Origin of the sequence: Kocuria sp. CH-021 (assembly GCF_049716185.1) — a bacterium.
Classification (GTDB): Bacteria; Actinomycetota; Actinomycetes; order Actinomycetales; family Micrococcaceae; genus Kocuria; species Kocuria cellulosilytica.
In genome coordinates, this window is sequence record NZ_JBNAFK010000001.1 from 89,328 (window position 1) to 113,905 (window position 24,578).

At 75.7% G+C, this 24,578-nt stretch carries 18 protein-coding genes; 10 read left to right on the plus strand and 8 right to left on the minus strand.

Annotation, left to right across the window (positions count from 1 at the left end):
• The first annotated feature begins 10 nt into the window (after window positions 1-10).
• The 3 genes from nth (at window position 11) to ACPYN7_RS00430 (ending at window position 5,478) form a co-directional block, all read left to right on the plus strand.
• The gene (gene nth / locus ACPYN7_RS00420; protein WP_368824847.1) at window positions 11-886 is read left to right on the plus strand and encodes an endonuclease III; all 876 of its coding nucleotides are present in this window, start codon (window positions 11-13) and stop codon (window positions 884-886) included.
• An 86-nt stretch (window positions 887-972) separates the two neighbouring features.
• Window positions 973-1,662 (plus strand): NUDIX hydrolase, encoded by a 690-nt coding sequence (locus ACPYN7_RS00425; RefSeq protein WP_157571242.1) that lies wholly within the window; start codon window positions 973-975, stop codon window positions 1,660-1,662.
• Between the two features lie 108 nt (window positions 1,663-1,770).
• Window positions 1,771-5,478, plus strand: a complete 3,708-nt coding sequence (locus ACPYN7_RS00430) for a helix-turn-helix domain-containing protein (RefSeq protein WP_424346363.1) — start codon at window positions 1,771-1,773, stop codon at window positions 5,476-5,478.
• Between the two features lie 79 nt (window positions 5,479-5,557).
• On the opposite strand, the gene ACPYN7_RS00435 is transcribed toward ACPYN7_RS00430, so the two are convergent.
• Window positions 5,558-7,306: a bifunctional 3'-5' exonuclease/DNA polymerase gene (locus ACPYN7_RS00435; protein ID WP_058872401.1), complete on the minus strand. Its 1,749-nt coding sequence runs from the start codon at window positions 7,304-7,306 to the stop codon at window positions 5,558-5,560.
• A gap of 144 nt (window positions 7,307-7,450) precedes the next feature.
• Between ACPYN7_RS00435 and ssd the strand changes: the two genes are divergently transcribed.
• The 7 genes from ssd (at window position 7,451) to ACPYN7_RS00470 (ending at window position 12,736) form a co-directional block, all read left to right on the plus strand.
• Window positions 7,451-8,536, plus strand: a complete 1,086-nt coding sequence (gene ssd / locus ACPYN7_RS00440) for a septum site-determining protein Ssd (RefSeq protein WP_058872402.1) — start codon at window positions 7,451-7,453, stop codon at window positions 8,534-8,536.
• Window positions 8,533-9,738, plus strand: a complete 1,206-nt coding sequence (locus ACPYN7_RS00445) for a TadA family conjugal transfer-associated ATPase (RefSeq protein WP_424346364.1) — start codon at window positions 8,533-8,535, stop codon at window positions 9,736-9,738. Before ssd ends, ACPYN7_RS00445 begins: the two co-directional genes overlap by 4 nt.
• Window positions 9,735-10,499, plus strand: a complete 765-nt coding sequence (locus ACPYN7_RS00450) for a type II secretion system F family protein (protein WP_058872404.1) — start codon at window positions 9,735-9,737, stop codon at window positions 10,497-10,499. The genes ACPYN7_RS00445 and ACPYN7_RS00450 overlap by 4 nt, the downstream gene beginning before the upstream one ends.
• On the plus strand, window positions 10,496-11,056 hold the full coding sequence (locus ACPYN7_RS00455) for a type II secretion system F family protein (RefSeq protein WP_058872405.1): 561 nt from the start codon (window positions 10,496-10,498) through the stop codon (window positions 11,054-11,056). The genes ACPYN7_RS00450 and ACPYN7_RS00455 overlap by 4 nt, the downstream gene beginning before the upstream one ends.
• A gap of 278 nt (window positions 11,057-11,334) precedes the next feature.
• On the plus strand, window positions 11,335-11,634 hold the full coding sequence (locus ACPYN7_RS00460) for a DUF4244 domain-containing protein (protein ID WP_082696864.1): 300 nt from the start codon (window positions 11,335-11,337) through the stop codon (window positions 11,632-11,634).
• Between the two features lie 252 nt (window positions 11,635-11,886).
• Window positions 11,887-12,288 carry a TadE family type IV pilus minor pilin gene (locus ACPYN7_RS00465; RefSeq protein WP_058872623.1) on the plus strand — a complete coding sequence of 134 codons (402 nt, stop codon included), beginning with the start codon at window positions 11,887-11,889 and terminating at the stop codon, window positions 12,286-12,288.
• A 22-nt stretch (window positions 12,289-12,310) separates the two neighbouring features.
• On the plus strand, window positions 12,311-12,736 hold the full coding sequence (locus ACPYN7_RS00470) for an Rv3654c family TadE-like protein (RefSeq protein ID WP_424346365.1): 426 nt from the start codon (window positions 12,311-12,313) through the stop codon (window positions 12,734-12,736).
• Between the two features lie 4 nt (window positions 12,737-12,740).
• Here the strand turns inward: ACPYN7_RS00470 and ACPYN7_RS00475 are convergent, their stop codons facing one another.
• From ACPYN7_RS00475 to ACPYN7_RS00505, 7 genes are all read right to left on the minus strand, one after another.
• On the minus strand, window positions 12,741-15,119 hold the full coding sequence (locus ACPYN7_RS00475; RefSeq protein ID WP_424346457.1) for a DEAD/DEAH box helicase: 2,379 nt from the start codon (window positions 15,117-15,119) through the stop codon (window positions 12,741-12,743).
• 47 nt (window positions 15,120-15,166) lie between these two features.
• Window positions 15,167-16,966, minus strand: a complete 1,800-nt coding sequence (locus ACPYN7_RS00480; RefSeq protein ID WP_424346366.1) for a glycoside hydrolase family 13 protein — start codon at window positions 16,964-16,966, stop codon at window positions 15,167-15,169.
• Window positions 16,963-17,313: a hypothetical protein gene (locus ACPYN7_RS00485; RefSeq protein WP_424346367.1), complete on the minus strand. Its 351-nt coding sequence runs from the start codon at window positions 17,311-17,313 to the stop codon at window positions 16,963-16,965. Before ACPYN7_RS00485 ends, ACPYN7_RS00480 begins: the two co-directional genes overlap by 4 nt.
• Window positions 17,314-17,755: 442 nt before the next feature.
• Window positions 17,756-20,824 (minus strand): glycoside hydrolase family 2 TIM barrel-domain containing protein, encoded by a 3,069-nt coding sequence (locus ACPYN7_RS00490; protein WP_424346368.1) that lies wholly within the window; start codon window positions 20,822-20,824, stop codon window positions 17,756-17,758.
• 72 nt (window positions 20,825-20,896) lie between these two features.
• Window positions 20,897-22,033, minus strand: coding sequence for an ABC transporter ATP-binding protein (locus ACPYN7_RS00495; protein WP_424346369.1), 1,137 nt, complete (start codon window positions 22,031-22,033; stop codon window positions 20,897-20,899).
• Window positions 22,034-22,145: 112 nt separating this feature from the next.
• Window positions 22,146-23,558: an ABC transporter substrate-binding protein gene (locus ACPYN7_RS00500; protein WP_424346370.1), complete on the minus strand. Its 1,413-nt coding sequence runs from the start codon at window positions 23,556-23,558 to the stop codon at window positions 22,146-22,148.
• 9 nt (window positions 23,559-23,567) lie between these two features.
• Window positions 23,568-24,563, minus strand: coding sequence for a carbohydrate ABC transporter permease (locus ACPYN7_RS00505; RefSeq protein ID WP_424346371.1), 996 nt, complete (start codon window positions 24,561-24,563; stop codon window positions 23,568-23,570).
• Window positions 24,564-24,578: the final 15 nt, after the last annotated feature.

Genomic DNA, 24,578 nt, shown 5'->3' on the forward strand with positions numbered 1-24,578 from the left:
GAATCGGGGCATGGTCCTCCCCGCTGTGCCCCGTCCGCCCGCCCACCTGCGCGTCGTGGACCCCGCCAAGGCGCGCGCCGGTGCCGCACGGCGCCGCCGGACCGGCGCGCCGGAGTCCCCGCTGGCGCGCAAGCGGCGGGCCCGCCGGATCAACGCGGTGCTCGCCGAGGCGTATCCGTACGCGGTCGCCGAGCTGGACTTCCGCTCCCCGTACGAGCTGCTCGTGGCCACGGTGCTCTCCGCCCAGACGACGGACGTGCGCGTGAACGCGACCACGCCGCGGCTGTTCGCCGCCTGTCCCACGCCGCGGGCGCTGGCCGAGGCGGACGAGGCGGAGATCGAGGAGATCATCCGCCCGCTCGGCTTCTACCGGGCCAAGACCCGGGCGATCCGGACGCTCGCGCAGAAGATCGTGGACGACCACGACGGCGAGGTGCCCGGGCGGCTGGAGGACCTCGTCACCCTGCCCGGGGTGGGCCGCAAGACCGCCAACGTGGTGCTCGGCAACGCGTTCGGGATCCCGGGGATCACCGTGGACACCCACTTCGGCCGGCTGGCCCGCCGCTTCGGCTGGACGGAGGAGGAGGACCCGGTCAAGGTCGAGCGGGACGTCGCCGCGCTGTTCGAGCCCCGCGACTGGACCGACCTGTCCCAGCGGCTCGTCTACCACGGGCGGCGCATCTGCCACTCCCGGCGGCCCGCGTGCGGGGTGTGCCCCGTCGCGGACCTCTGCCCGTCCTACGGCGAGGGACCCACGGACACGGCCCAGGCGGCGGCGCTGCTCAAGTACGAGTTCGCCCCGGGCCGGGAGGAGCTGCTGGAGCTGTTCCTCGCCGGCCGGACCCGGGCCGAGCTGCAGGCCGACGGCTGGCCCCTGAGCTCGTGAGCGGCACCGACGGGCGGGGAGGACGGCGCACGGGCGACGCCTACCAGGACCTGCTGCGGGTGGCCCGCAACGGCCGGCTGCTGCAGATGGAGGACCGCGAGCCGTGGCGGATCGGCAGGATCGACGAGAACTACCGCCGCTCGGCCGTGCTGATCCTCTTCGGGGCGCTCGACGACCTGCCCTCGCGCGCCGCCGAGCACGGGGAGGGGGTGGGGCGGGACCTCGACGTCCTGCTCGTCCAGCGGGCCGCGACGCTGCGCTCCCACCCCGGCCAGGTGGCCTTCCCGGGCGGCCGGCTGGACCCCGAGGACGGGGACCTGCACGAGGTGCTGTCCGTGCCCGGGGGAGAGGTCAGCGCCGCCCACGTGCGCGCCGCCGTCCGCGAGGCCGAGGAGGAGACCGGGCTGGACCCGCGGGGCGTGGAGGTGCTCGGCGCCCTCGCCCCGGTGCCGCTGCCCGTCTCCAACCACCTCGTCACCCCGGTGCTGGGCTGGTGGCGGGAGTCCTCGCCGGTGGACGTCGTGGACCACGCCGAGTCCTCCCTGGTGTTCCGCGTCCCCGTGCTGGACCTCATCGACCCGGCCAACCGGCACTCCGCCACCGTGACGCGCGGGCGGCAGACCTACCGCTCGCCCGCCTTCACGGTCCCCGTGGCCGGCACCGCGTCCACCGTGACCGTCTGGGGGTTCACCGGAGTGCTCCTGGACCGGGTGCTCACGGCGCTCGGCTGGGCCGTGCCCTGGGACGCAGGCCGGGTCCGGCCCGCCCCGCTCTAGCACGTCCCGGGCCCATGACGCCCCCGGCGCGCAACATTGCCGGTGCGCCGGCAAGCCGCCTTACGATGCCAGGGTCCCCCGTGTCCACGACCCCCCAGGAGGCTCCCGGTGGCCTCGCCCCGACCCGGCGCCGAACGGCCCCGGCTCGCCGAGCAGCTCAGCGCCGCCCGCCGCCGCCGCGGCCTGTCGGTGCGCGCCCTGGCGGCCTCGTGCCGGGTCCCCGCCAGCACCATCCAGGGCTGGCTCAGCGGGGCGCACCTGCCCGGACCGGCCCTGCGCGGGGAGTTCACGGCCCTGCTGGACGCCCTCGGGCTGACCGACGAGCGCCCGGCCGAGCTGTGGTGGGCGGACGTCAACCGCTCCCGCACCCCCGTCCGGCCGGACTCCACCCCGTACGTGGGCCTGCGCTCCTACCGTCCCGAGGACGAGGCGCACTTCTTCGGCCGCGCCGCGGAGATCGCCGTGCTCGACGAGCGGGTGGCCCGGCTCGCCGACGCGGACGGGCCCCGCATCCTGGCCGTGGTCGGGGCCTCCGGGGCAGGCAAGTCCTCGCTGCTGGGCGCGGGACTGCTCGGCCGGCTGCGGGCCGCGGGCGGGCCCCTGCACGGATGGAGCGCCGTGGCCACCACCCCGGGCCTCGACCCCGTGCACCGGCTCGCGGAGGCCGTCGGGACGGCACCGGACCTGCTCGTCGTCGACCAGCTCGAGGAGCTCTGGACGGGCGCCCGGGACGACGAGGAGCCCGGGCGCTTCCTGGACCGGCTCGCCGCGGCGAGCCGGGACCGGGTGGTCGTGGTCGGCCTGCGGGCGGACTTCTTCGGCACGGCCAGCCGGCACGCCGAGCTGCGCGCCGCCCTGGAGCGGCCGGTGCTGCTCGGCGCGCTGACCCGGGAGGAGCTCGAGCAGATCGTGGTGGGCCCCGCGGCCGCGGTCGGCGCCCGCGTCTCCCCGGACCTGGTCGAGGTGGTCCTGCGGGACGTCGCCCCCCGCGGCACGGAGGTCGGCGTGGGCCTGCTGCCGCTGCTCTCCCAGGCGATGCTCGGGACCTGGGAGCACGCCCGCTCCCGGGAGCTGACGGTGGCCGACTACCACGCGGCGGGCGGCATCACGGAGGCCGTGGAGCGCCGCGCCGAGGAGGTGCACGCCCGGCTCGGCCCGCGGGAGCGGGAGGTGGCCCGGGCGGTGTTCCTGCGGCTGGTGCGCGTGGTCGGCACCGGGACCTCCGCCACGGTCGTGCGCACCCCGGTGCTCCGGGAGGAGCTGCCGGAGGGCGGGGCGGCGGTGGTCGAGGACTTCGCCCGCGCCCGGCTGCTGACCATCGACCGGGACGAGATCCAGCTCAGCCACGAGTCCCTGCTGGACCACTGGTCCCGGCTCAGCCGCTGGATCGAGGACAGCCGCCGCGACCTCTACGTCCGGCAGCAGCTGCAGCGCGCCACGCAGATGTGGCTGGCCAACGACCGGGACCCGCTCGCGCTGATCCCGCTGGGCCAGCTCGCGTCCTTCCGGGACTGGACCGGGGACCCGCGCCAGCAGGCGCTGCTGAGCCCGGCCGAGCGCGAGTACCTGGAGGAGAGCGAACGCCACTACGAGGACGCCCTGGAGCGGCAGAAGCGCAGCGCCCGGGAGATCGAGCGGCGCGGCCACGTGGCCCTCGTCCTGCTGGCGCTGGCCGTCTGCGCGGCCGTGGTGGCGGGCGCCCTGGGCCTCCGGGCGGAGCGCTTCCAGACCGTCGCGGAGACCGCCCGCGACGAGGCGCTCTCCCGCCAGACCGCGCTCGAGGCCTCACGCATCCGCGGGGAGTCGCCCAACCTGGCCTCGCAGCTCAGCCTCGCGGCCTACCGGATGGCCCCCACCCGGGAGGGCACCTCCGCCCTGATCGACGCGACCGCGGTGAACGCCCCGGAGCGGTGGCTCGGCCCGGACGGCGCGTCCCGGCTCGCGGCGCTGGACGACGGCTCCGTCGTCGCCCGGGCCGCGGGGGACGGCCGGCTGTCCGTGTGGCGGGACAGCAGCAGCCTGCACGAGAACCGGGAGGACCTGGCCGTGGTCGACGGCGCCCCCGGGCTCGGCGACGTGGACCTCCGCGCGGTGGACGGCCGCGTCCTCGCGGCGGTGGGCGGGCGCGGGCACGTGAGCCTGTGGGACGTCACCGACCGCCCGGCCCGCCGGCTGGGCGGTCTCGCCGTGGGCGCGGAGACGCCGGTCAACGCGGTCGTCCTCTCGCCCGACGGCCGGCAGCTGCTCGCCGGGGCCCGCGGCGAGGTGCTGCGCTGGTCCCTCGACGACCCCCGCGCCCCCGTGCGGCTGCCGCCCCTGGAGCTGGGGGAGGACGCCGACGTCCTGGCCCTCGCGGCGGCGCCCGACGGCACGGTGTACGCGGGCGGGACGTCCGGGGAGATCGTCCGGTACGCCACGGACGGCCGCCGCACGCAGCGCCTCGACCCGGTCCCGACCGGGCGGGTCGTCCGGGCGCTGGACCTCGGCGACGACGGCGCGCGCCTCGCCGCGGGGCTGAGCGCCCGCGAGCTGCGGCTCTACGACGTCGAGGGGGAGCAGGTCTCCCGCTCCGGGACCATCACGGACTTCGGCAGCTGGATCAGCGACGTCGCCCTCACCCCGGACGGGGAGCACGTCGTGGCCGCCAGCTTCGACCAGAGCGCCTACGTGCACCGGCTCTCCGACCTCGCGCGCGTGGACTCCTTCCCCACCGCCGCCCGGGTCACCAGCGCCCTGCGCGTGGGCGACCGGGTGCTCACCACCTCCCAGGACGGCACCACGCGCGCCTGGGACCGGCGGGGACCCGTCATCGAACGGCGGGGCGAACCCGTCTACCAGCTCTCCGTGGACCGGGAGCACACCGTGCTGAGCGCCGTCGGCATCGGCCCCGACATCGTCTCCCTCTTCGACGTCACGGAGGAGTCCCCCCGGCCGCTGCCGCCCCCGGAGGCCCCCGCCGGGGAGGCCCTCTGGTACGCCGGGGCCGTGGCCCCGGACGCCTCGTTCGTGGCCGGGGGCACGGAGGACGGGGACGTCCTCGTGTGGCCCCTGGAGGACGGGCGCCCGCAGGCGCCGGAGCGGGCCGACGCCATCGGCGCGGGCGTCACCGGCGCCGACGTCACGACGGACGGCGGCACGATCGCGGCGTGGTCCGAGGTCGGCACCGAGATCGCCCTCCTGCGCCGCGCCCCGGAGGGACCCGTCCGGCGGGTGGCGAGCATTCCGCTCGGCGGCACGGAGGCCGCCCGCTTCGACGCGGACGGCACGCTCCTGGCCGCCGCCGACGACGCCAACGGCGTGGAGCTCTGGGACGTCACCGACCCCGCCGCGCCGCGGCGCACCGCGGAGCTGGCCCTCGACTCCGTCGCCACCTCGATCGCGTTCTCCCCGGTGGCGGAGCTGCTGGCCGTGGGCACCGAGGGCGGCCGGGTGCGCCTCTGGGACGTCGCCGATCCCGCCGCCCCCCGGCCCGTGGCGGAGACCTCGGACGCCCTGTCCTCCGTCAAGGGACTGCACTTCTCCGAGGACGGCACCCTGCTGGCCGGCGCCTCCGGCGACAAGTTCGTGTGGATGTGGACCGTGGGCGCCGCGGACCTGGCGGTCCACGCGGCCCTGTCCGCCGCCGGCGACCGGATGAACGACGTGCGCTTCGTCGGGGACCGTCTGGTCGCCACCGGCGACGACGGCGTGGTGCGCAGCTGGCTCGTCGACGCCGAGGACGCGGTCGAGGCGATCTGCAGCAACCGGGGCGACCCCATCACCGAGGACGAGTGGCGCCGGCACGTGACGGGCGCCCCCTACCAGGACCTGTGCTGAGTCCCGTGCTGCGTCCTCTGCGGACCCCTCTGCCGAGTCCCGTGCTGGGCCTTCTGCTGGGTCCTCTGCCGAGGGCGGCTCACTTCGCGTCCGCGTAGGACTCCACCACGGCCACGCTGACGGGGAACTCCACGGGGATCCGCCCGAACACCAGCCGGGCCGCCTGCTCGGCGCAGCCGCGGACCAACTCGGCGGCCCGCTCGGCGTCCTCCCGTGCGCAGTGCAGCACGACCTCGTCGTGCAGGAAGAACACGAGCTCCGCGTCGACGCCCTCCCGCGCCAGCGCCGAGCGGATGGCGCCCATCCAGCACACGGCCCACTCGGCCGCCGTGCCCTGGACCACGAAGTTGCGGGTGAACCGGCCCTGGCCGCGGGCCATCGCCCCGGCGCGCCGCTCGGCCTCCGCGGTGGCGGTGTCCCGCTGCGCCGCGTCCCACTCCGGACCCGGCCGGGGGGACCAGCGGCCCAGGTGCGTGCACACCTGCCCGCCCGTCTCGCCCACGCGCGCCGCCCGCTCCACGTAGTCCACGGCGCGGGGGAACATCCGGGCCAGGTGCGGCATGAGCCGGCCCGACTGGCCGGTGGTGGCCCCGTACATCGCGCCCAGCATCGCGACCTTCGCCTGCGGGCGCTCGGTCAGCTCCGAGCCCCGCTCCTCGCCGAGGTCCGCGATGGCCTGGTAGAGGTCGCGGCCGCGGGACGCGGCGGCCAGGGCGTCGTCGTGGGCCAGCGCCGCCAGCACGCGCGGCTCGAGCTGGGCGGCGTCGGCCACCACGAGCACGCGCCCCGGGTCCGCCCGCACGGCGTCCCGCACCACGTGCGGGATCTGCAGGGCGCCCCCGCCGCGGGCCGACCAGCGTCCCGTGACCACCCCGCCCACCACGTACTCCGGGCGGAAGCGGCCGTCCCGCACCCACGTGGCCAGCCAGTGCCACCCGTTGGCGCTGAGCAGCCTGGCCTGCTTCTTGTGCTCCAGGACCGGCTCGATCAGCTCCTGGCGCCGGGCGGCCAGGCCGGGCACGGCCCGCGCCCACTCCACGAGCTCCCACTGCCGGGTGCTCGTCACGTCGATCCCCGCCGCCCGCATGGCCTTGAGCAGCTCCTGCGGGGAGTCCGGGTTCAGCCCCGGGGCGTGCAGCGCCTCCCGCAGCCGGGCCACGGTCGCCTCCATCCGCGGGGGCCGCTCCCCGGGCGCCGGCTCGGGGCCCAGCGCGTCTTCCAGCAGGGCCCGGTGCACGTCCTCCCGCCAGGGCACCCCGGCGTGCTGCATCTCCGCGGCGATCAGCGCGCCCTGGGACTCCGCGGCCAGGAGCAGGGTCAGCCGGCGCGGGTCCACGGCGCCCGCCACCGCGGTGAGCTGCGCGCGCAGCTCCTCGACCAGCACCGCCGTGCCGGGGCCCGTGGCCCGGGGAAGGTCGAAGAGGCTGGACTGGTCCTCGGCGGGGGACGGCGGCGGGAGCAGCCCGGGGGCCTCGTCGGCGGGCAGCGGGGCGAGCACCGGCTCGTAGGGCAGCGGGCCCTCGGCGCCGGACCCGTGGGCGGTGGCGGCCGTGGCCAGGATCGCCTGGCACAGCCGCAGGTCGTGGCAGCGCTCCACCCGGGCGCCGGCGGCCAGCAGCTGCGGATAGACCGCGCCCGTGCGCTCCCAGGTCCAGCGCGGCGGGGTGGACCCGTCCCGCCGGGCGGTCTCCTCGCGCCCGGTGACGAACGCCGCCAGCTCCCCGGCGGGCACGTCGATCCCGGGGCCGTCCGGGGCGCCGGCGCCCGTCAGGGGCTGGACCCGGTGCCCGCCGCCGCCGTCCTGCGCTGGTCCCACCACGATGTGCATCCGCCCATTGTCCTGCACGGGTCCGTCACGCTAGGCCGGTGCCCGGACTGCACACGCCCCCGGGCCCGCGGGGACCCGGTGCGCCGTCCACAGCGGCGCCCCGGCCCCCGACGGTCCGGCCCCGGCCGCCCCGACAGTGGGGCCATGAGCACCGCCGCCCACCTCCCCGCCCCGGCCCCTCCGCTGCCCGCCCCCGGAGCCCGTGCCCGCACCGTGCGGCTCGTCAGCGACGACGCCGGGCTGCGCGCCACGGTCGAGCGCGTCTGCGCCGCCGCCGGCGCCGACCTGCTGGCCGACCCGCCCGGCGCGCCGCCGCCGGGCACGACCGCGGATGTCGACCTCGTGGACGTGCGCCACGCCGTGCGGGGCCGGGTCCGGCCCGGCACGGTGCTCGTGGGCCGGCCCGAGGACCCGGGGGTCTGGGACCGTGCGGCCGAGCTCGGCGGCTGCGCCGTGGCCGTGCTGCCGGACGCCGCCGGGTGGCTCGCGGACCTGCTCACGGCCGGCCCGGGCGGGTCGGCCGGCCCCGCGGGCACGGGACGGGTGCTGGGCGTGCTCGGCGCCGTGGGCGGGGCCGGCGCCTCCACGCTGGCGTGCTGGCTCGCCGACCGGGCCGCGCACGAGGACCGGCCGGCCGTCCTCGTGGACGGGGACCGTGCGGGCTGCGGCATCGACGTCCTGCTGGGGCTCGAGGACCAGGACGGTCTGCGCTGGCCGGACCTGCTCCGGATCGCCGGGACCGTGCACGCCGAGCAGCTGTGGCCGGCCCTGGCCCGGACGGGGCAGCTGCGCTGGCTGTCCTGGGACCGCTCCCTGCCGGACGGGGCCGCCGCGCCGTACGCCGCCGTGCTCGAGGCGCTGCGCCGGGCGGCGGCCCTCGTCGTCGTGGACCTGGGACGGGCGGGGCCGGGCACGGCGGACACCGCGGCCCTGTGCGACGAGGTCCTCGTGCTGACGCCCCGGACGGTGCGCGGCGTGCTGGCCGCCCGGTGGGCCGCGGGCCTCCTGACGGGCGCCACGGCCCGTCTGGTCCCGGCGGGGCTCGACGTCGCCGACGTCGACGACGCCCTCGCCGCCGCCACGACCGGTCTGCCGGTCGCGGGCTCCGTGCGCTTCTCCGGCGCGGTGCCCGAGGCCGCCGAGACGGGCCGCCTGCTCGAGGCGGGCCGCTCCCGCCGGCTCGCCCGGGACGTGGCGCACCTGCTCGAGACCGTCGGGGTCCCCCGGTGAGCGCCGCGCTCCCCTGCCGGCCGCCCGCGCTGCCGCCCGCCCTGCTGGACGACGTGCGGGACCGGCTGCTGTCCGCCCCCGGTCCGGTCACGGACGCCGACATCGCCGAGGCCGTGCGCGCCGGCGGCAGGGTGCTCGGGGCCGCCGGCACCCTGCGCGCGGTGCAGGCCGTGCGCGCCGAGCTGACCGGTCTCGGCCCGCTCGAGCCGCTGCTGCCGCACCGCGGGCTCACCGACGTCTACGTCAACGGGCCGGACCAGGTGTGGCTCGAGACCGAGTCCGGGGTGCGGCGCGTCCCGTCCCCCTTCGGCTCCGACGCCGAGGTGCGCGCCCTGGCCGTGCGCCTCGTCACCGCCGCGGGACGGCGGCTCGACGCCGCCCACCCGTGCGCGGACGTCCAGACGGCCGCCGGCTACCGGGTGCACGCCGTGCTCCCGCCCGTCTCCACGGGAGGGACCCTGCTCTCCGTCCGCTTCCGGAGCACGCGGACCCTGTCCCTGCCGGACCTCGTGGCCGCGGGGACCGTCGACCCCGGCACCGCCGAGCTGCTGGTGGGCGCCGTGCGCGCGGGCGCCGGCTTCCTGGTCAGCGGCGCCACCGGGGCGGGGAAGACGACCGTGCTCAACGCCCTGCTCTCCTGCGTCCCCGAGCACGAGCGGATCGTGCTCATCGAGGACGCCGCCGAGCTGCGCCCCGAGCACCCCCACGTGGTCGGCCTGCAGGCACGCCACGCCAACACCGAGGGCGCGGGCGGCATCGACCTGGCGGAGCTCGTCCGGCAGGCCCTGCGGATGCGGCCGGACCGGCTCGTGGTGGGGGAGTGCCGGGGCGCCGAGGTCCGCGAGCTGTTCACGGCCCTGAACACCGGCCACGCCGGGGCGGGCACCGTGCACGCCAACTCCGCGGAGGCGGTCCCCGCCCGGCTCGCGGCCCTCGGCGCCCTGGCCGGGATGAGCCGGGAGGCCGTCACGCTGCAGGCCGCGAGCGCCCTCGACCTGGTCGTGCACGTGGCGCGCGCGGGAGGACGCCGGGAGGTGCGGGCGGTGTCCCTGCTCGAGGACCGCGCCGACGCCCTCGTCACGGTGCCCGCGGCGGTCCGGGACCGCGACCGGGTGCGCCGCGGTCCCGGCTGGGACGGGCTGTGCGCCCTGCTCGGGCGTGTGCCCGCCGGCGGCGAGGAACCGGCGGGGCAGCGGCCGTGAGCACCGCCGCGGTCCTCCCCCTGGCTCTCTGCCTGTGCCTCGCCGGGGGCGCGGCGGCGCTGCTCGCCGGGCCGGTCCACCGTGTCCGGTCGGTCGCGCGGGCCCACGCCGGCGCGATTCCCGCGGTCCCGTGGCGGGCCCGGTTCCGGCGCGACGCCGCGGCGGAGGCCGCCGAGTGGGTCGCGCTGCTGCGCCGGCTGGCGGCGCTGCTGCAGGCGGGCCGCTCCCCGGCGGCCGCCTTCGACGGAGCGGCTCCCGCCGGGGACGGGGGCTCTTGCACGGGCACCGGCCGGCACCTCGGGACGCTGTGCGCCTCCGTGGCGGCCGCCGCCCGGCTGGGGCTGGGCGTCTCGACCGCTCTGGCGGCGGTGCCCGCCCCGGCGCTCGGCCACCGTCCGCTGGAGCGGCGGGCGGCCGCCACCACGGCCGAGCTCTGCCTGTGCTGGGAGGTCTCGGAGCGCACCGGCGCGCCCCTCGCGGCGCTGCTCGGCGGCCTCGCCGACGCCCTCGAGGCGGAGCTGGACGCCGAGGCGGCACGCGGCACCGCCCTGGCCGGCCCCCGCTCCACCGTCCGGATCCTGACGTGGCTCCCGGTGCTCGGGATCGGGCTGGGCATGCTCATGGGCGTCGATCCGCTGCGCACGCTCCTCACCACCCCCTGGGGGCTGGCCGCCCTCGTCGGCGGTGCGGTGCTCACGGGCCTCGGACGGGTGTGGACGCGCACGCTGATCGGCCGCGCCGAGGCGGTGGGGGCGCGATGACCGCCCTCGCGGCACCCGCCGCCGGACTGCTCCTGCTGGCCGCCGCGGTGCTGGCCGTGCTCCCGTCCCGCGCCCGGCTCCGGAGGACGTCCGGGCCGGCCGCCCGCCGGCCGCACGGCACGGACGTCTCCGCCGGCGTCCTCGTGGAGCTCACCGCCGCCATGCTGGACGCCGGCCTGCCCCTCGGGGAGGCCGTGGCCGTGCTGGGCGGGAGCCGGAGGGACGCCACCGGGACCGTCCTGGAGGGGGTGGGCGCCCGGCTGCGGCTGGGGCTTCCGTGGCACACGGCGTGGGCCTCGGCGGGGGAGCTGCCCACGCACCTGGCCGACTACCGCGAGGCGCTCACGTTCACCGCGACCTCCGGGGCACCCTCGGCCCGGAGCCTGCGCGCGCAGGCCGCCCAGGTGCGGCGGGCGGCCTACCGGCGCGCCGAGCGGGCCGCGGAGTCGCTGTCGGTCCAGCTCGTCCTGCCGCTGGGTCTGTGCTCCCTGCCGGCCTTCGTCTGCTGGGGCGTCCTGCCGGTCGTGCTGGGACTCGTCCCCGAGGTGTTCGGATGACACGCCGCGCCCGGAGCCGCGGGCCCCCGACCGCGGGGACCGGACCCGCTCCGCACCGGGTCCACGCCGTGCGCGGCCTCCGGGAGCGCTCCGGCATCGCCGCGTCTCCCGTGCCGCACCGCCGTGCTGCACTGCTCGTCCCGCAGCCGCACGCACTCATCCCGTGCGGGCCATCCCGTGCGGACCGTCCGGTGCGGACCTTCCAGCACACCCCGTCCAGCACCTGTTCGTCCTGTTCGTCCTACTCGTCACTGTTCGTCCTGCTCGAAAGGAACGTCATGTCCCAGCTCCAGATCTCCCAGCCCCGGTCCGCGCGGAGGCGCCGCAGCCTCTCGGGGCTCGCACCGGGGACCATCACGGGGGCCCGTCCCGCCGCGCCGTCCGTCCGCGGGACCACCGGGGCGCCGCCGCGCCCGCCCGCCCGGACCGGGGACGCGGACCTCGGCGCGACCACCGTGGAGTACGCCATGGTCGTGCTGGCCGCCGCGGCCTTCGGCGGCGTCATGGCCGCGGTGCTGTCCTCCGGGCAGGTGCGCGAGCTCCTGACCGCGATCGTCGAGAAGGCGCTCGGCGTCTGAGCGTCCGCCCGCAGGGGCCGCGGCGCCGCACCCGGCGCCGCGGTCCCTGCGGGCGGACCTCTTCCGTTCCGCCCGGCCCCCGCCACCACGCACCCCGTCCCGCCCGAGGAGAACGCCATGACCGCCGACCGACCCCCTTCCCGTCCAGCCGGTCCGCGCCCGCGGGGTCGTTCCCGGTCCCGTCCCGGGACCCGTCCTCGGCTCCGCACCCGGGCTCTCCCCGGGTCGCGCTCCCGTCTCCGCTCCCGATCCATCCCCTGGTGCTCCCCCGGGTCCCGGTCGCGGCCCGCAGTACCGGACCGCGGCGCTGTCACCGCCGAGACCGCCGTCCTCCTGCCCGCGATCGTGCTGCTCCTGGCCGTGCTCCTGGCCGCCGCCGCGGCGGGGATGACCCTGATCCGGTACGAGGAGGCGGCGCGGGCCTCGGCCCGGGCCGCCGCCCGCGGCGAGAGCGCCGCCGTGGTGCGCGCCACGGCGCTGCGCGTGGCCGGGGAGGACGCCGCCGTCCGGCTGGGCGGGAGCGCCGGGACGGCGACGGTCACCGTCACCGGCCCCGCCCCCGGCGTCCTCGGGACCTGGGGCGGCTGGGAGCTGCGCGCGGACGCCGCCGCGGAGACCGAGGGAGCCGGGGCCGCCGGTGAACACGGTGGCTGAGCGCACGGTGACTGAGTGCCCGATGTCGGAAAGCCCGGTGCCGCGGGGCCCGCAGGGGCGCCGCCGCGGTCGTGACCGGGACGGCGACCTCGGGAGCGGCACGGTGCACGCACTGACGCTCGCCCTGGTGCTCGGCGTGCTGCTGCTGACCGTGCTGCTGCTCGCGCAGGCGGGCATCGCGACCCACCGCGCCGGCAAGGCAGCCGACCTCGCGGCGCTCGCCGCCGCCGACACCGCCCGGGGCCTCGTGGCCGGCGACCCGTGCGGCACCGCCGAGCGCGTGGCCCGGGAGAACGGGGCGCGGCTCGAGCAGTGCAAGCTCGAGGAGCCGGGGCGCGTCGTCGTCGACGTGCGCACCACCGTGGCCCTCGACGGGCCGCTCGCCCGGATCGGGTCCGCCCGCGGCGTGTCCCGGGCGGGGCCGCCGGAGGCCACCGGCCCTCCGTGAGGACTCAGATCCCGGGGGCGTCCTGCAGCACCGCGTCGATCAGCCGCACCGCGCCGGCCTTGTCCAGGGGGTTGTTCCGGTTCCCGCACTTGGGCGACTGCACGCAGGACGGGCACCCGTGCTCGCACTCGCACGAGGAGATCGCCTCCCGGGTGGCGCGCAGCCACGCCACGGCCGTGGCGTAGCCGCGCTCCGCGAAGCCCGCGCCGCCGGGGTGGCCGTCGTAGACGAAGACCGTGGGCAGCTCCGTGTCGGCGTGCAGGGCCGTGGAGAGCCCGCCCACGTCCCAGCGGTCGCAGGAGGCCACGAGCGGGAGCAGGCCGATCGCGGCGTGCTCGGCCGCGTGCAGCGCCCCGGGCACGTCGGGCTCCTCGATCCCCGCGCCGCTCAGCACGGGACCCGGCACGGTGAACCACACGGACTTGGTGAACAGGTCCCGGGCCCCGAGGTCGAGGGGCTCCTCGCCCAGCACCTCGTTCGAGACCACGGCCTTGCGCTGGAACGAGACCACCTTCGTGGTGACCTGCACCTGGCCGAAGTGGACGGTCACCGGCCCCCAGCGCTCCGAGCGCTCCTCGGCGACCACGCTCACCTGCGTGACGTCCCGTGCGGTGGTGTAGAAGTCCGGGTGCGCCCGCGTCACGGCGGCGACCGAGCCCGCCTCGTCCAGCTCGTCCACGATGTAGGTCCGGCCCTGGTGCACGTACACGGCTCCCGGGTGGGCCTGGTAGTGGGACTGCGGGGCGTCCATCGTGCCGAGCACCGCGCCGGTGTCCGTCTCGATGATCCGGATCGGCCCGCCGCCGTCCGAGCGCAGCGAGACCATTCCCGCCGCGGACTCCGGGTGCGTCCAGTACCAGCCGTTCGGGCGGCGGCGCAGGTGCCCGCTCGCCACGAGGGAGCCGAGCACCTCCGGGGCCGCGGGCCCGAAGCCGGCCACCTCCTCGGCGCGCAGCGGCTGCTCGGCCGCGGCCGCGCACAGGTGCGGGGCCAGCACGTAGGGGTTCGAGGGGTCGAAGACCGTGGCCTCGACGTCCACGTCGAAGATCGCCTCCGGGTGGTTCACGAGATACGTGTCGAGGGGGTCGTCGCCGGCCACGAAGGCGGCCAGAGCCTCCTGCCCGGCCCTGCCGGCGCGGCCGATCTGCTGGAAGAAGGACGCCCGGGTGCCGGGCCACCCCGCCACGACCACGGCGTCCAGCCCGGCCACGTCGATGCCCAGCTCGAGGGCGGACGTGCTGGCGACCCCGAGCAGCCGCCCGTCGCGCAGCGCCTCCTCGAGCTCGCGCCGCTCCTCGGGGAGGAACCCGGAGCGGTAGGCCGCCACCCGGTGGGCCAGCGAGGGGTCGACCTCCTCCAGCTGGCGGTGGGCGATCTGGGCGATCGTCTCCGCGCCGCGGCGGGACTTGATGAACGCGATGGTCCGGACCTGGTGCAGCACCAGGTCCGTGAGCATGTCGGCGGTCTCGGCCAGGGCGGTGCGGCGCACCGGGGCGTCGTTCTCCCCACCGCCGTCCGTCTGCTCCGGCTCCCACAGCACCACGGTGACCGGCCCGTGCGGGGAGAAGTCCGTGGTCACCGGCGTCACCTCGGCCTCCGGGACGCCGACGAGGCGGGCAAAGGAGGCGTGCGGCTCGAAGGAGGTCGCGGACGCCCCGATGAAGACCGGGTCCGCCCCGTAGGCACGGCAGATCCGGCGCAGCCGCCGCATCAGGTTGGCCACGTGCGAGCCGAAGACGCCCCGGTACGAGTGGGCCTCGTCCACCACCACGTACTTCAGGCGGCGGAAGAACCGGGACCAGCGCGCGTGGTTGGGCAGCACGCCGTAGTGCAGCATGTCCGGGTTGCACAGCACCACGTCGGCGTGGTCCCGGACCCACCGGCGCTCCGCGGGGTCCGTGTCGCCGTCGTAGGTCGCGGCGCGCAGGGTCGGCAGGCCCAGCGCGTCCAGGCCCTTGAGCTGGTCGGCGGCCAGGGCCTTGGTGGGGGAGAGGTAGAGGGCCGTGGCCTCGTCCAGGTGGTGGAGCACGCCGGGATGGGCCAGTGCCGCGAGCCGGCCGCGGTGCACGGCGTCGGCCACGGGCGCCTGGTAGGCCAGGGACTTCCCGGAGGCGGTGCCCGTGGCGACCACCACGTGCCGGGGGGCCAGGACCGCCTGGACCTGGTGCAGGTACGGTGCGTGCACGCCGAGCCGTTCGTAGGCCGCGACCACGTCCGGGTGGAGGTGCTCGGGCCACGGCGCGGTCACGGCGTCCCGGTCCGGGAGCTCCCGCACGTGGCGCACCTGCTCCGGCGCGTCGCCGCGGCCGAGCAGGGGGATCAGGGAGTCGTGGTCGGAGGACGGCACCGGTTCATTGTGCCACCGCCGTCCCGGCGGGCCCATCGAGGGCGGGCCGCCGGGACGGCGGCGCACGGGGGCGGGCCGGCCCCTCAGGCCTGCCGCGCGGCCTCGCGGGTCCGCCGGTGCACGCGGGCCTCCCACGGCCGCAGCAGCCCCTCCTCGCCGGGGGCGACGACGCCGGGACGGTTGCCGATCAGCAGCTCGGCGCCGGCCCAGCCGGCGGGCAGATCGGCGCGGACCGGTTCGCCCGAGACGTTGGCGAGCACCAGCAGCTCGACGTCGTCGAGCCGCCGGGTGAAGGCGTAGACCTGCTCGTGGCGGGGCAGCAGCATGGTGAAGTCGCCCAGGGCGACCACGGGCTCGGTGTGCCGCAGCTCGATGAGGCGCCGGTAGTGGTGGAACACCGAGTCCGGCTCGGCCCGGGCGGCCTCGGCGTTGACCTCGTGGTGGTTCGGGTTGACCGCGATCCAGGGGGTGCCGGTGGTGAACCCGGCGTGCTCCCCGCCGGTCCACTGGACCGGGGTGCGGGCGTTGTCCCGGCTCGACCAGCGCAGCCCGGCCAGCACGGTCTCCGGGTCCGCCCCGGCGGCCACGGCGTGGCGGTGGTGGTTGACCGACTCGATGTCGCGGAAGTCCTCGATCGTCCCGAACGGGGCGTTGGTCATGCCCAGTTCCTCGCCCTGGTACACGTAGGGCGTGCCGCGGTGCAGGTGCAGCAGCGTGGCCAGGCACGTGGCCGAGGCCACCCGGTGCTCGGGGCCGTCGTCGCCGAACCGGGAGACCGCACGGGGCTGGTCGTGGTTGTTCCAGTACAGGGAGTTCCAGCCGACCTCCTCCAGGCCCTCCTGCCAGCGGCCCAGCGAGGCCTTGAGGTCCGTCAGGCGCAGCGGGTGCGGGTCGAACTTGCCCCCCGGGCCGTGGTCCAGGCCCACGTGCTCGAACTGGAAGACCATGTCCACCTCGGCCCGTGCCGGGTCGGTGAACAGCTGGGCCTGCTCCACGGTGACCCCGGGCATCTCGCCCACCGTGATGAGCTCGGCGTCCCGGCCGGCGAAGACCTCGCGGTGCATCTCCTGGAGGAACTCGTGGATCCGGGGACCGCAGAGGTAGGACGCCGAGCCGTCGCCCCAGGGCGTCCCGTCCACCGGCGGCCCGTCGTGCAGGTGACCGTCCTCGGCGACGTCCTTGCTGATCATGTTGATCACGTCCATGCGGAAGCCGTCCACGCCGCGGTCCAGCCACCAGCGCATCATGGCGTGCACGGCCGCCCGCACCTCGGGGTTCTCCCAGTTGAGGTCCGGCTGCTTGCGGGAGAACAGGTGCAGGTAGTACTCGCCCGAGGCCTCGTCGAGCTCCCAGGTCGAGCCGGAGAAGAAGCTCTGCCAGTTCGTGGGCTCGGCGCCCGGGGCGCCGGGCTCCATCCCCTTCCGGGGGGCGCGCCACCAGTACCAGTCCCGCTTGGGGGAGTCCGGGGAGGAGCGGGACTCGACGAACCACGGGTGCTCGTCGGAGGTGTGGTTGACCACGAGGTCCATCACCAGTTTCATGCCGCGGGCGTGCACCGCGGCGAGCAGCTCGTCGAACTGCTCGAGGGTGCCGAAGACCGGGTCGATGTCCTGGTAGTCGCTGATGTCGTAGCCGTTGTCGTCCTGCGGGGAGGAGTAGATCGGGGAGAGCCAGACGACGTCCACGCCCAGGTCCTGCAGGTGGTCCAGGTGGGCGATGATGCCGCCGAGGTCGCCGATGCCGTCGCCGTCGGAGTCCGCGAAGGACCGCGGGTAGATCTGGTAGACGACCGCGTCGGTCCACCACGCGGGGGCGTCCCCGGCGCCGCTGCCGGTTCCGGACCGCTGGGCGGTGATGTCCTGCTGCTGGTGATCGGTGCTCATTCGACTGCTCCTCGGGTGACGCCGGAGATGACCCACCGCTGGGCGAAGGCGTACACCACGAGCAGCGGTGCCATCGCCATGAGGTAGGACGCGAACGCGACAGTGTAGTCGGTCTGGAACCGGGCCGGGACAACGTACGGGACGAGCGGCGCCGGCGGAGCCTGGGCCGTCCAGGCATCGGCGAGCATGCCGTGGAAGGGCGTGACCCCGACGTCCTCGAGCGCCGGGGTGCCGGCGGAGTCGGCGACGATCCCGGTCGGGGTGAGTTCGCCGAAGGTCGCGTTGGCGTTGAGGGTCAGCACGTCGGGGACGTCCTCCTCGACCGGGCGGGTGCGCAGGGTCGTCACGGCTGCACCGGTGCCGGGTGGGCGGACGGCGGCGGAGCGCCGGGGGTCTCGGTCATGGTTCTCCTCGGGCGACGACGACGGGCTTGAGTGGCTCTGACCGCCCCGACGACAACTGCAGAGCATCGATTCACTGTCTGGACTGTTGCGCGGAGCACAGTCCGAGACGGTCAAGAGGTGCACGTGGGTCGTACGGGAACATCGCCGCAGCTGCTGCGCCGCACCAACACCGTCGCGGTGCTGGACGTGATGCGCGAGTCCGGGGTCGTCACCGTCACGGAGCTCATCGAGGCCACCGGCCCGGTGCGCACCACTGTCATCGCCGTGTGCGACGACCTGTTGCGGGTGGACTGGATCGAGGAGCTGGAGGGGCCCTCCGACGCCCAGGTCTGCCGGCTCACCCCGGGGATGAGCACGGACGGCCGGGCTCGTCCCCGGGGCGTGCTCACGGCGGAGGCGCCCCCGGGCCGGCATCCGCCTCGAACCCGAGGAGCAGCTCGAGGCGGGCGCTGCGGGCGTGCAGCCGAGCCGCGGGGGAGACGTCGGCGCCGCAGGAGCGGCTGCCGAGACCGTGGTGGCCGACGTCGAGATGCAGGAACCAGCTGCGCCCGGCGGTGTCCGGCAGCTCGTGCGGGTGGCCCGCGGCCATGAGTTCGACGTCCCGGTACGGCGTGAGCGTCCACTGCAGGCCCCGGGGAGCGGGCGCGCCGTCCAGCTCCGCCCGCACCGTCCGCAGCTCGAGACGGGTGCCGTCCAGCAGGGGGATGCTGAGGCGCCGCGCACCGCTCCTGTTCCCCGAGGACTGGGGGCGGGCACCCGGCTCGGTCAGAGCACGCGCGGGGAGGCGGTGCGTGCCGTACCGTGCGGCGGCACAGGAGTCGGGGTAGGAGGCCTGCGGGCCGTCGCCGTCGAACTCCACGTCCCCGTCGGGATCCACGGGCAGGGACAGGACGCAGCCCACCCGCGCGAGCGGGAAGTCCAGTTCCGGCAGCTGCCAGGACAGCTCCAGGCGCCGAGCGCCGGGGACGTCCGTCCCGCTCCAGCGGTGCGTCAGCACGAACGGCGCGGCCGCCAGGTCGGCGCCCGGCGCGGCCCAGAGCGTGCGCACCGTGCCGGCCTGTGCGCCGGGGACGGGCGGCAGCGTGCGGGGCTGGAGACGGTGCAGGCCGTGGTCGAGCCAGCGCCGCGCCGTGGAGATCACGATCCCCGGTGTGCTGGTGGTGTCGCGCGGATCCGCGCCGGTGTAGGCGTACCAGTCCGTGGCGTCCCCGGCCGGCGAGGCCGCCCACAGTTCCCGGGTGGGCTCGATCGTGCCGGCGTCGTTGTCCGTGGGAGCACGGAACACGCAGAGCTCGGGGCCGCGGACCGCGTCGGGCGCCGTCGCGGCGGGCCCCGGAGCTCCGACGGGCACGGCGGGCGGGCCGGCGAGCCGGGCGTCGCGCCGCCGTGGCCCGGCCGCGGGGCCGTGGGCCTCCACCGACACCTCGAGGTGCTGGCCCGGTCCCGGTGACTCGGGCAGGGCCACCCGGTGGCTCCCGCGGGGCGGGAGGTCGTCCAGCTCCGTCGTCCCCGTGCGCACCGCCTCCCGCTCGGCCGTGCGCAGCGCCCAGCGCAGCCGGAGGCCGGTGAGCACGGTGTGGTCGTACCCGTTGCCGACCACCGCGTGCCCGGTCTCGAGCTCCAGGCGCAGCGGGTCGATCACCGCCGAGTACTCGACCAGGCCGGGACCGGGGGCGCCGTCGGCGGTGCACAGCCCGTCGAGCACGAAGCTGCCGTCGTGGATGGTCTCGCCGAAGTCGCCGCCGTAGGCGAGCACCGGGGAGCCGTCCGGTGCGACGGTGGCGATGCCGTGGTCCTTCCACTCCCAGACGAAACCGCCACAGGACCGGGGGTGAGCGCGGAAGATGTCCTCGTACTCGGCCAGACCACCGGGGCCCGTGCCCATGGCGTGGGCGTACTCGCACAGCACGAACGGCATCCGGGAGATCCGCTCGGAACCGGCGGTGTCCGTGGAGGGCACGCGATCGCCGGCGGCGATGCTGCGCGTCTCGCGCGGCGTCGGGTACATGCGGGAGTAGACGTCGGTGTACGCGGCGTCGTGGTCGCCCTCGTAGTGGACGGGACGGCTGTCGTGCCGGCGCAGCCAGTCCGCGGCAGCGGCCAGATTGGCGCCCGTGCCGGCCTCGTTGCCGAGGGACAGCATCACCACGCTCGCGTGGTTCTTGTCCCGGTGCCACATCCGGGCCGTGCGGTCGAGGTAGACGTCCCGCCACGCGGGATCGTCAGAGGGATTGCGCTCCCAGCCCTGCTGCACGAAGCCGTGGGTCTCGATGTCGCCCTCGAGGACGAGCCACAGCCCCGTCTCGTCGGCGAGCTCCAGGGCGTGGTGCGCCGGCGGGTAGTGGCTGGTGCGCACCGCGTTGACGTGGTGCTCCTGCATGAGGCGATACTCGTCACGGGTGAGGGCGGCGTCCACGGCGCGGCCCCGGCGCGGGTGGAACTCGTGCCGGTTGACCCCGCGGAAGCGCACCGGTGCGCCGTCGACCTGCAGGACGCCGTCGGCGGAGATCGCGACGCGGCGGAACCCGGTCCGGTGGGTCACGACCTGCCCCCGGGCGTGCAGGCGCACCTCGTAGAGGTGCGGGTCCTCGGCGGTCCAGGCGCGCACCGGCCCGACGCGCAGCTCCACCTGGCCGGGGCCGTCCACGGCGGCGGAGAGGCCGAGCTCCGGGATCACCACCCGCACCGGGAACGCGTCCGCGGCGGCCGTGAGCCGGCAGCCCAGGACGCCCTCGCCCGTGGCCGGGTCCCGGTCCGCGGTGAGGTGGACGTCGTCGATCCCGCCGTGCATCTCGCCGAGCACGCGGACGTCGCGGAAGATCCCGGGCAGCCACCACTGGTCCTGGTCCTCGAGGTAGGAGCCCGCGCTGAACTGGTGGACCCGCACCACTACGGTGTTCTCCCCCGAGCGGACGAGGCCGGTGATGTCGAACTCGTGGGTGAGCCGGGAGCCCATCGCCTGACCGGCCCACCGTCCGTTCACCCACACCCGGAAGGCCGACTCGACGCCCTCGAAGCGCAGCAGCACGGCGCGCAGGTCCTTCCCCGCGCCGCCGGTGAGATCGTCGAGCACGAAGCGCGTGCGGTGGTCGGCCGTCGGGTTGGCGTCCGGCACGTGGGGCGGGTCCACGGGGAAGGGATACCGGACATTGGTGTACCAGGGGGTGCCGAACCGGCGGTCGCCGTCGAGGTGCTCGAGCACCCAGTGGCCGGGCACGGGAACCCGCTCCGGCCAGACGGCGTCCGGCGCCGTCGGATCGGGGCACGCCGAGAGAGCGCCGGCCGCGGAGGGGAACCACCGGAAGTCCCATTCCCCGGCGAGGGAGAGCTCGGGCCTGTCGGAGGTGAGATGCGCGCGCGGCGGCAGCGACCCGAGGGACCCGTCGGGCCTGGTGAACCACCACGGGTCGGTTCGGGGGTCGGTGGTGCTGCCGGTGGTGGTGCAGGGGTGCATGGGCCTCGGTGCTCCGGGTCGGGTCGGACGACGTGCTGTGCGGGGTGGGGCAGGGCTGCGGGGCCCTGCGGATCAGTCGGGGAGGCGGTTGCCGGTGGTGGTGTCGAACAGGTGCACGTGCGCCAGGTCCGGGGCGACCCAGATGGTGGTCCCGGCCCGCGGCGGGGTCCGGCCCTCGACACGGACGATGAACTCGTGGGTGGTGGGATCGTCGGCCGTCCCGGTGGTGGGGTCCACGGGCACGATCGTGTTGGCGGCGGTGACCGGGGCGAGGTGGCCGTAGACGAAGGCGTCCGCGCCGAGCTCCTCGACCACGTCGGCCACGATCGGCAGTCCCGTGCCCTCCGCGGCCGGGGCGAGGTCCTCGGGCCGGATCCCGACCGTGACCTGGGACCCTCTCAGGGCGGATCGCTGGGCGGGGCTCAACGGGATCCGCACCGTGCCCAGCTGGGCCCCGGCCTCGGTGACGGGCACGCGGAAGAGGTTCATCGCCGGGGAGCCGATGAACCCGGCCACGAACTCCGTGGCCGGCCGGTCGTACAGCCTGCGCGGGGTGTCGACCTGCATCAGCAGCCCGTCCTTGAGCACCGCGACCCGGTCGCCCATCGTCATCGCCTCGACCTGGTCGTGGGTCACGTAGACGGTGGTGACCCCGAGCCGGCGGGTCAGCGAGGCGATCTGGGTGCGGGTCTGCACGCGCAGCTTCGCGTCGAGGTTCGACAGCGGCTCGTCCATCAGGAACACCTGCGGGGACCGCACGATGGCCCGGCCCATGGCCACCCGCTGGCGCTGCCCGCCGGAGAGGGCCTTGGGCTTGCGGTCGAGGTAGTCGGTCAGATCCAGGATCTTCGCGGCCTCCTCGACCCGCCGGCGGCGCTCCTCGGGGGAGATCTTGGCGATCTTCAGGGCGAAGCCCATGTTCTCGGCCACGGTCATGTGCGGGTACAGGGCGTAGTTCTGGAAGACCATGGCGATGTCGCGGTCCCGGGAGGGGACGTCGGTGACGTCGCGGTCGCCGATGTAGATGTTGCCGCCGGTGACCTCCTCGAGGCCGGCGAGCATCCGCAGGGTGGTGGACTTGCCGCACCCGGAGGGTCCGACCAGGACGAGGAACTCCCCGTCGGCGATGTCCAGGTTCAGGTCGGTCACCGAGGGCCGTTCGGCCCCGGGGTACTGACAGGTCACGTTGGCGTAGCGCACAGAAGACATGGTGGGTGTTTCCTCTCGGAGTTCCCGCAGGCGATGCTGCGGGTGGTGGCTGTGGAGCGGCACCGGATGGTGCCGGGCCCCCGGTACGGGTGTCCTCGGGGCCCGGGCCGGGTCAGGAGCCCTCGGTCTCGTCGGTCTCGAAGAGGACGTTGACGGCGTCATTGATCTCGGTGAGCGTCGAGGCCGGTACCCGGTTGGCGTAGATGTCCTCCAGGGCCGGGGTCATCAGGGCCGAGACGTCCGCGCCGAACTTGGTGACGGGGAAGTAGACGGTGTTGCCTTCTTCGACCGGGGCGATGAACGGCTCGGGGTCGATGCCCATCTGCCGGTAGGCCTCCGCGGCGAGGGGCGTGGCGTCCTGGCGGGAGGGGAAGACCACGCCGGCGCGGGCGACCTCCTGCTGGCACTGGGCCGAGCCCATGAACGCCGCCCACTGGGCCGCCCCCTCGGGGTTGTCGGTGTCCTTGACGATCGAGTCGGCCAGCCCGTTCAGCATGGTCCTGGCCGTGCCGTCGGGGCCCACCGGGGTGCGGGCGGTCCCCACGGGGAAGTCGTCGATGCCGGCGTAGGTGCTGATCATCCAGGCCCCGTCCAGCACCATGGCCGCCGATCCCGAGGCCAGCTGGGCGTTGACGCCCTCGGCGGCGTTGAACTGCCCGTACGGGGGCATGTATCCCTTGTCGGTCAGTCCGAAGTACCAGTCGAGGGTCTCGTGCAGGGCGGGGTCGTCCAGGTTGTAGTGGTCGCCCCACAGCGGCTCGTCGGTGACCTGCCAGCCGTTGGAGGCGGCGAAGGCCGACCACTGTCCCTGGCCGGCGGTGCTCCCGCCGGCCTCGGAGATGCCCAGGCCGTAGACGGCGACGTGGTCCTTGTCGAAGCCCGGTTCGTCGCCGCGGACCCCGTTCTCGTCCACGGTCAGGTGTGCCACGAGGTCCTCGAAGCTGCCGCCGTCCGCGGGGTTCCAGCTCCAGCCCTCGAGGTCCGCGGGGGTCAGGCCCGCCTCGGCGAGCAGCTCCTCGTTGTAGAAGGCCGCGACGGTGTCCCAGTCCTTGGGCACGCCGTACCGGTGGCCGTCCGGTCCGGTCCACAGGTCCACGAGGCCGTCCTGGTAGTCCTCGGGGTCCAGTGCCGCGGTGGCCGGGTGCTCGTCCAGCGGGGCCAGGACCTCGAGCTCGGCGAACTGCGGGTACTTGGACACGTGGTTGGTGAACACGTCCGGGCCGGTGTCGGCGATGAAGCCGGCGGTGAGCTTGGTCCAGTAGTCGTCCCACCCGGTCTGGGTGATGCGCACGTCCTGGTCGGGGTGCTCGGCCTCGAACATCTCGGCGCACTTCTGGTAGGCGGGCAGCTGGTTGGTGTCCCACAGCCAGTAGTCGACGACGCCGGTGGCCGTGGCCTCGGCGTCGGCGCCCGCCCCGCACCCGGTGAGGGCGAGCAGCGGGGCGGCGGACGCGGCCAGGGCCAGGCGCGCGCGGGCACGTGGCGTGCGCCGGGGGCGGTGGGAGAGTGCGGGGTTGCGTGTCATGGTGAGCTCCTACTTGATGCCGCTGAAGCCGATGGAGTTGACCACGCGCTTGGCGAAGACCGCGAAGAGCAGGATCATCGGCAGCGCGGCGATGAGGGTGGCGGCCATCAGGCCCGCCCAGTCGGTGCCGGTCTGCGGGGACTGCGCCCGGAAGACGCCCAGGGCCACCGTGAGCACGCGGGAGGCGTCCGTGTAGGAGACCATCAGCGGCCAGAAGTAGTCGTTCCAGGCGGTCATGTAGGTGAGGATGCCCAGTGTCGCCATCGGCGCCGCCGACATGGGCAGGACCACCCGGAAGAACACGCCGACCTTGGAGACGCCGTCCAGCAGGGCGGCCTCCTCGATCTCGGCGGGGACGTTCATGAAGAACTGCCGCAGGAAGAACACCGCGAACGGGGTCATGAACATCGTGGGCAGCGCGATGCCGAGCATGTTGTCCACCAGTCCCAGCTCCTTGATGAGCACGAAGTTGGGCAGCAGGGTGAAGATGGCGGGCACCATGAGCCCGGCCAGGAACAGGCCGAACACCTTGTCCCGCCCGGGCCACTTCAGCCGGGAGAAGGCGTAGGCGGCCATGGCCGAGAACAGCAGCTGGCCTGCGGTGATGAGCGTGGCCACCACCACGGAGTTCAACAGGTAGCGCCAGAAGTTCATCGCCGTACCGGATCCGCCCTCGGCCAGGGCCTCCTCGGTGGACTGCAGGCCCAGCACGCGTTCGAAGGCGCCGAAGGTGAACTCCGGCGGCAACCAGGAGGAGGGGTCGGTCTGGAGCCCCGGGTTCGTGGACAGCGCGGTGCGCAGCATCCAGTAGAACGGGAACAGCGTCACCAGGACGACGGCGATCAGGAAGGCCCAGGCGAGCACCTTGCCGGGGGCGATCCGCCGGCGCGGTGCGCCCGGGCGGGCGGGGCCGGTGTCCGTGGGGTCCGCGGCCACCGGGGCTGCCGCGCCGGCGGGGCTGGGCGCAGCGCTTCCGGGCTGCGCGGGAGCAGGGGTCGGGTTCATCGGAACTCCTCGGGG

What these genes read in the sequence shown, in the direction of transcription:
- nth (WP_368824847.1), top strand. Translation starts at nt 11, where the DNA reads ATGGTCCTCCCCGCTGTGCCCCGTCCGCCCGCCCACCTGCGCGTCGTG.
- ACPYN7_RS00425 (WP_157571242.1), top strand. Translation starts at nt 973, where the DNA reads ATGGAGGACCGCGAGCCGTGGCGGATCGGCAGGATCGACGAGAACTAC.
- ACPYN7_RS00435 (WP_058872401.1), bottom strand. Translation starts at nt 7,306, where the DNA reads ATGCACATCGTGGTGGGACCAGCGCAGGACGGCGGCGGCGGGCACCGG.
- ssd (WP_058872402.1), top strand. Translation starts at nt 7,451, where the DNA reads ATGAGCACCGCCGCCCACCTCCCCGCCCCGGCCCCTCCGCTGCCCGCC.
- ACPYN7_RS00455 (WP_058872405.1), top strand. Translation starts at nt 10,496, where the DNA reads ATGACCGCCCTCGCGGCACCCGCCGCCGGACTGCTCCTGCTGGCCGCC.
- ACPYN7_RS00460 (WP_082696864.1), top strand. Translation starts at nt 11,335, where the DNA reads ATGTCCCAGCTCCAGATCTCCCAGCCCCGGTCCGCGCGGAGGCGCCGC.
- ACPYN7_RS00470 (WP_424346365.1), top strand. Translation starts at nt 12,311, where the DNA reads ATGTCGGAAAGCCCGGTGCCGCGGGGCCCGCAGGGGCGCCGCCGCGGT.
- ACPYN7_RS00475 (WP_424346457.1), bottom strand. Translation starts at nt 15,119, where the DNA reads ATGGGCCCGCCGGGACGGCGGTGGCACAATGAACCGGTGCCGTCCTCC.
- ACPYN7_RS00480 (WP_424346366.1), bottom strand. Translation starts at nt 16,966, where the DNA reads ATGAGCACCGATCACCAGCAGCAGGACATCACCGCCCAGCGGTCCGGA.
- ACPYN7_RS00490 (WP_424346368.1), bottom strand. Translation starts at nt 20,824, where the DNA reads ATGCACCCCTGCACCACCACCGGCAGCACCACCGACCCCCGAACCGAC.
- ACPYN7_RS00495 (WP_424346369.1), bottom strand. Translation starts at nt 22,033, where the DNA reads ATGTCTTCTGTGCGCTACGCCAACGTGACCTGTCAGTACCCCGGGGCC.
- ACPYN7_RS00500 (WP_424346370.1), bottom strand. Translation starts at nt 23,558, where the DNA reads ATGACACGCAACCCCGCACTCTCCCACCGCCCCCGGCGCACGCCACGT.
- ACPYN7_RS00505 (WP_424346371.1), bottom strand. Translation starts at nt 24,563, where the DNA reads ATGAACCCGACCCCTGCTCCCGCGCAGCCCGGAAGCGCTGCGCCCAGC.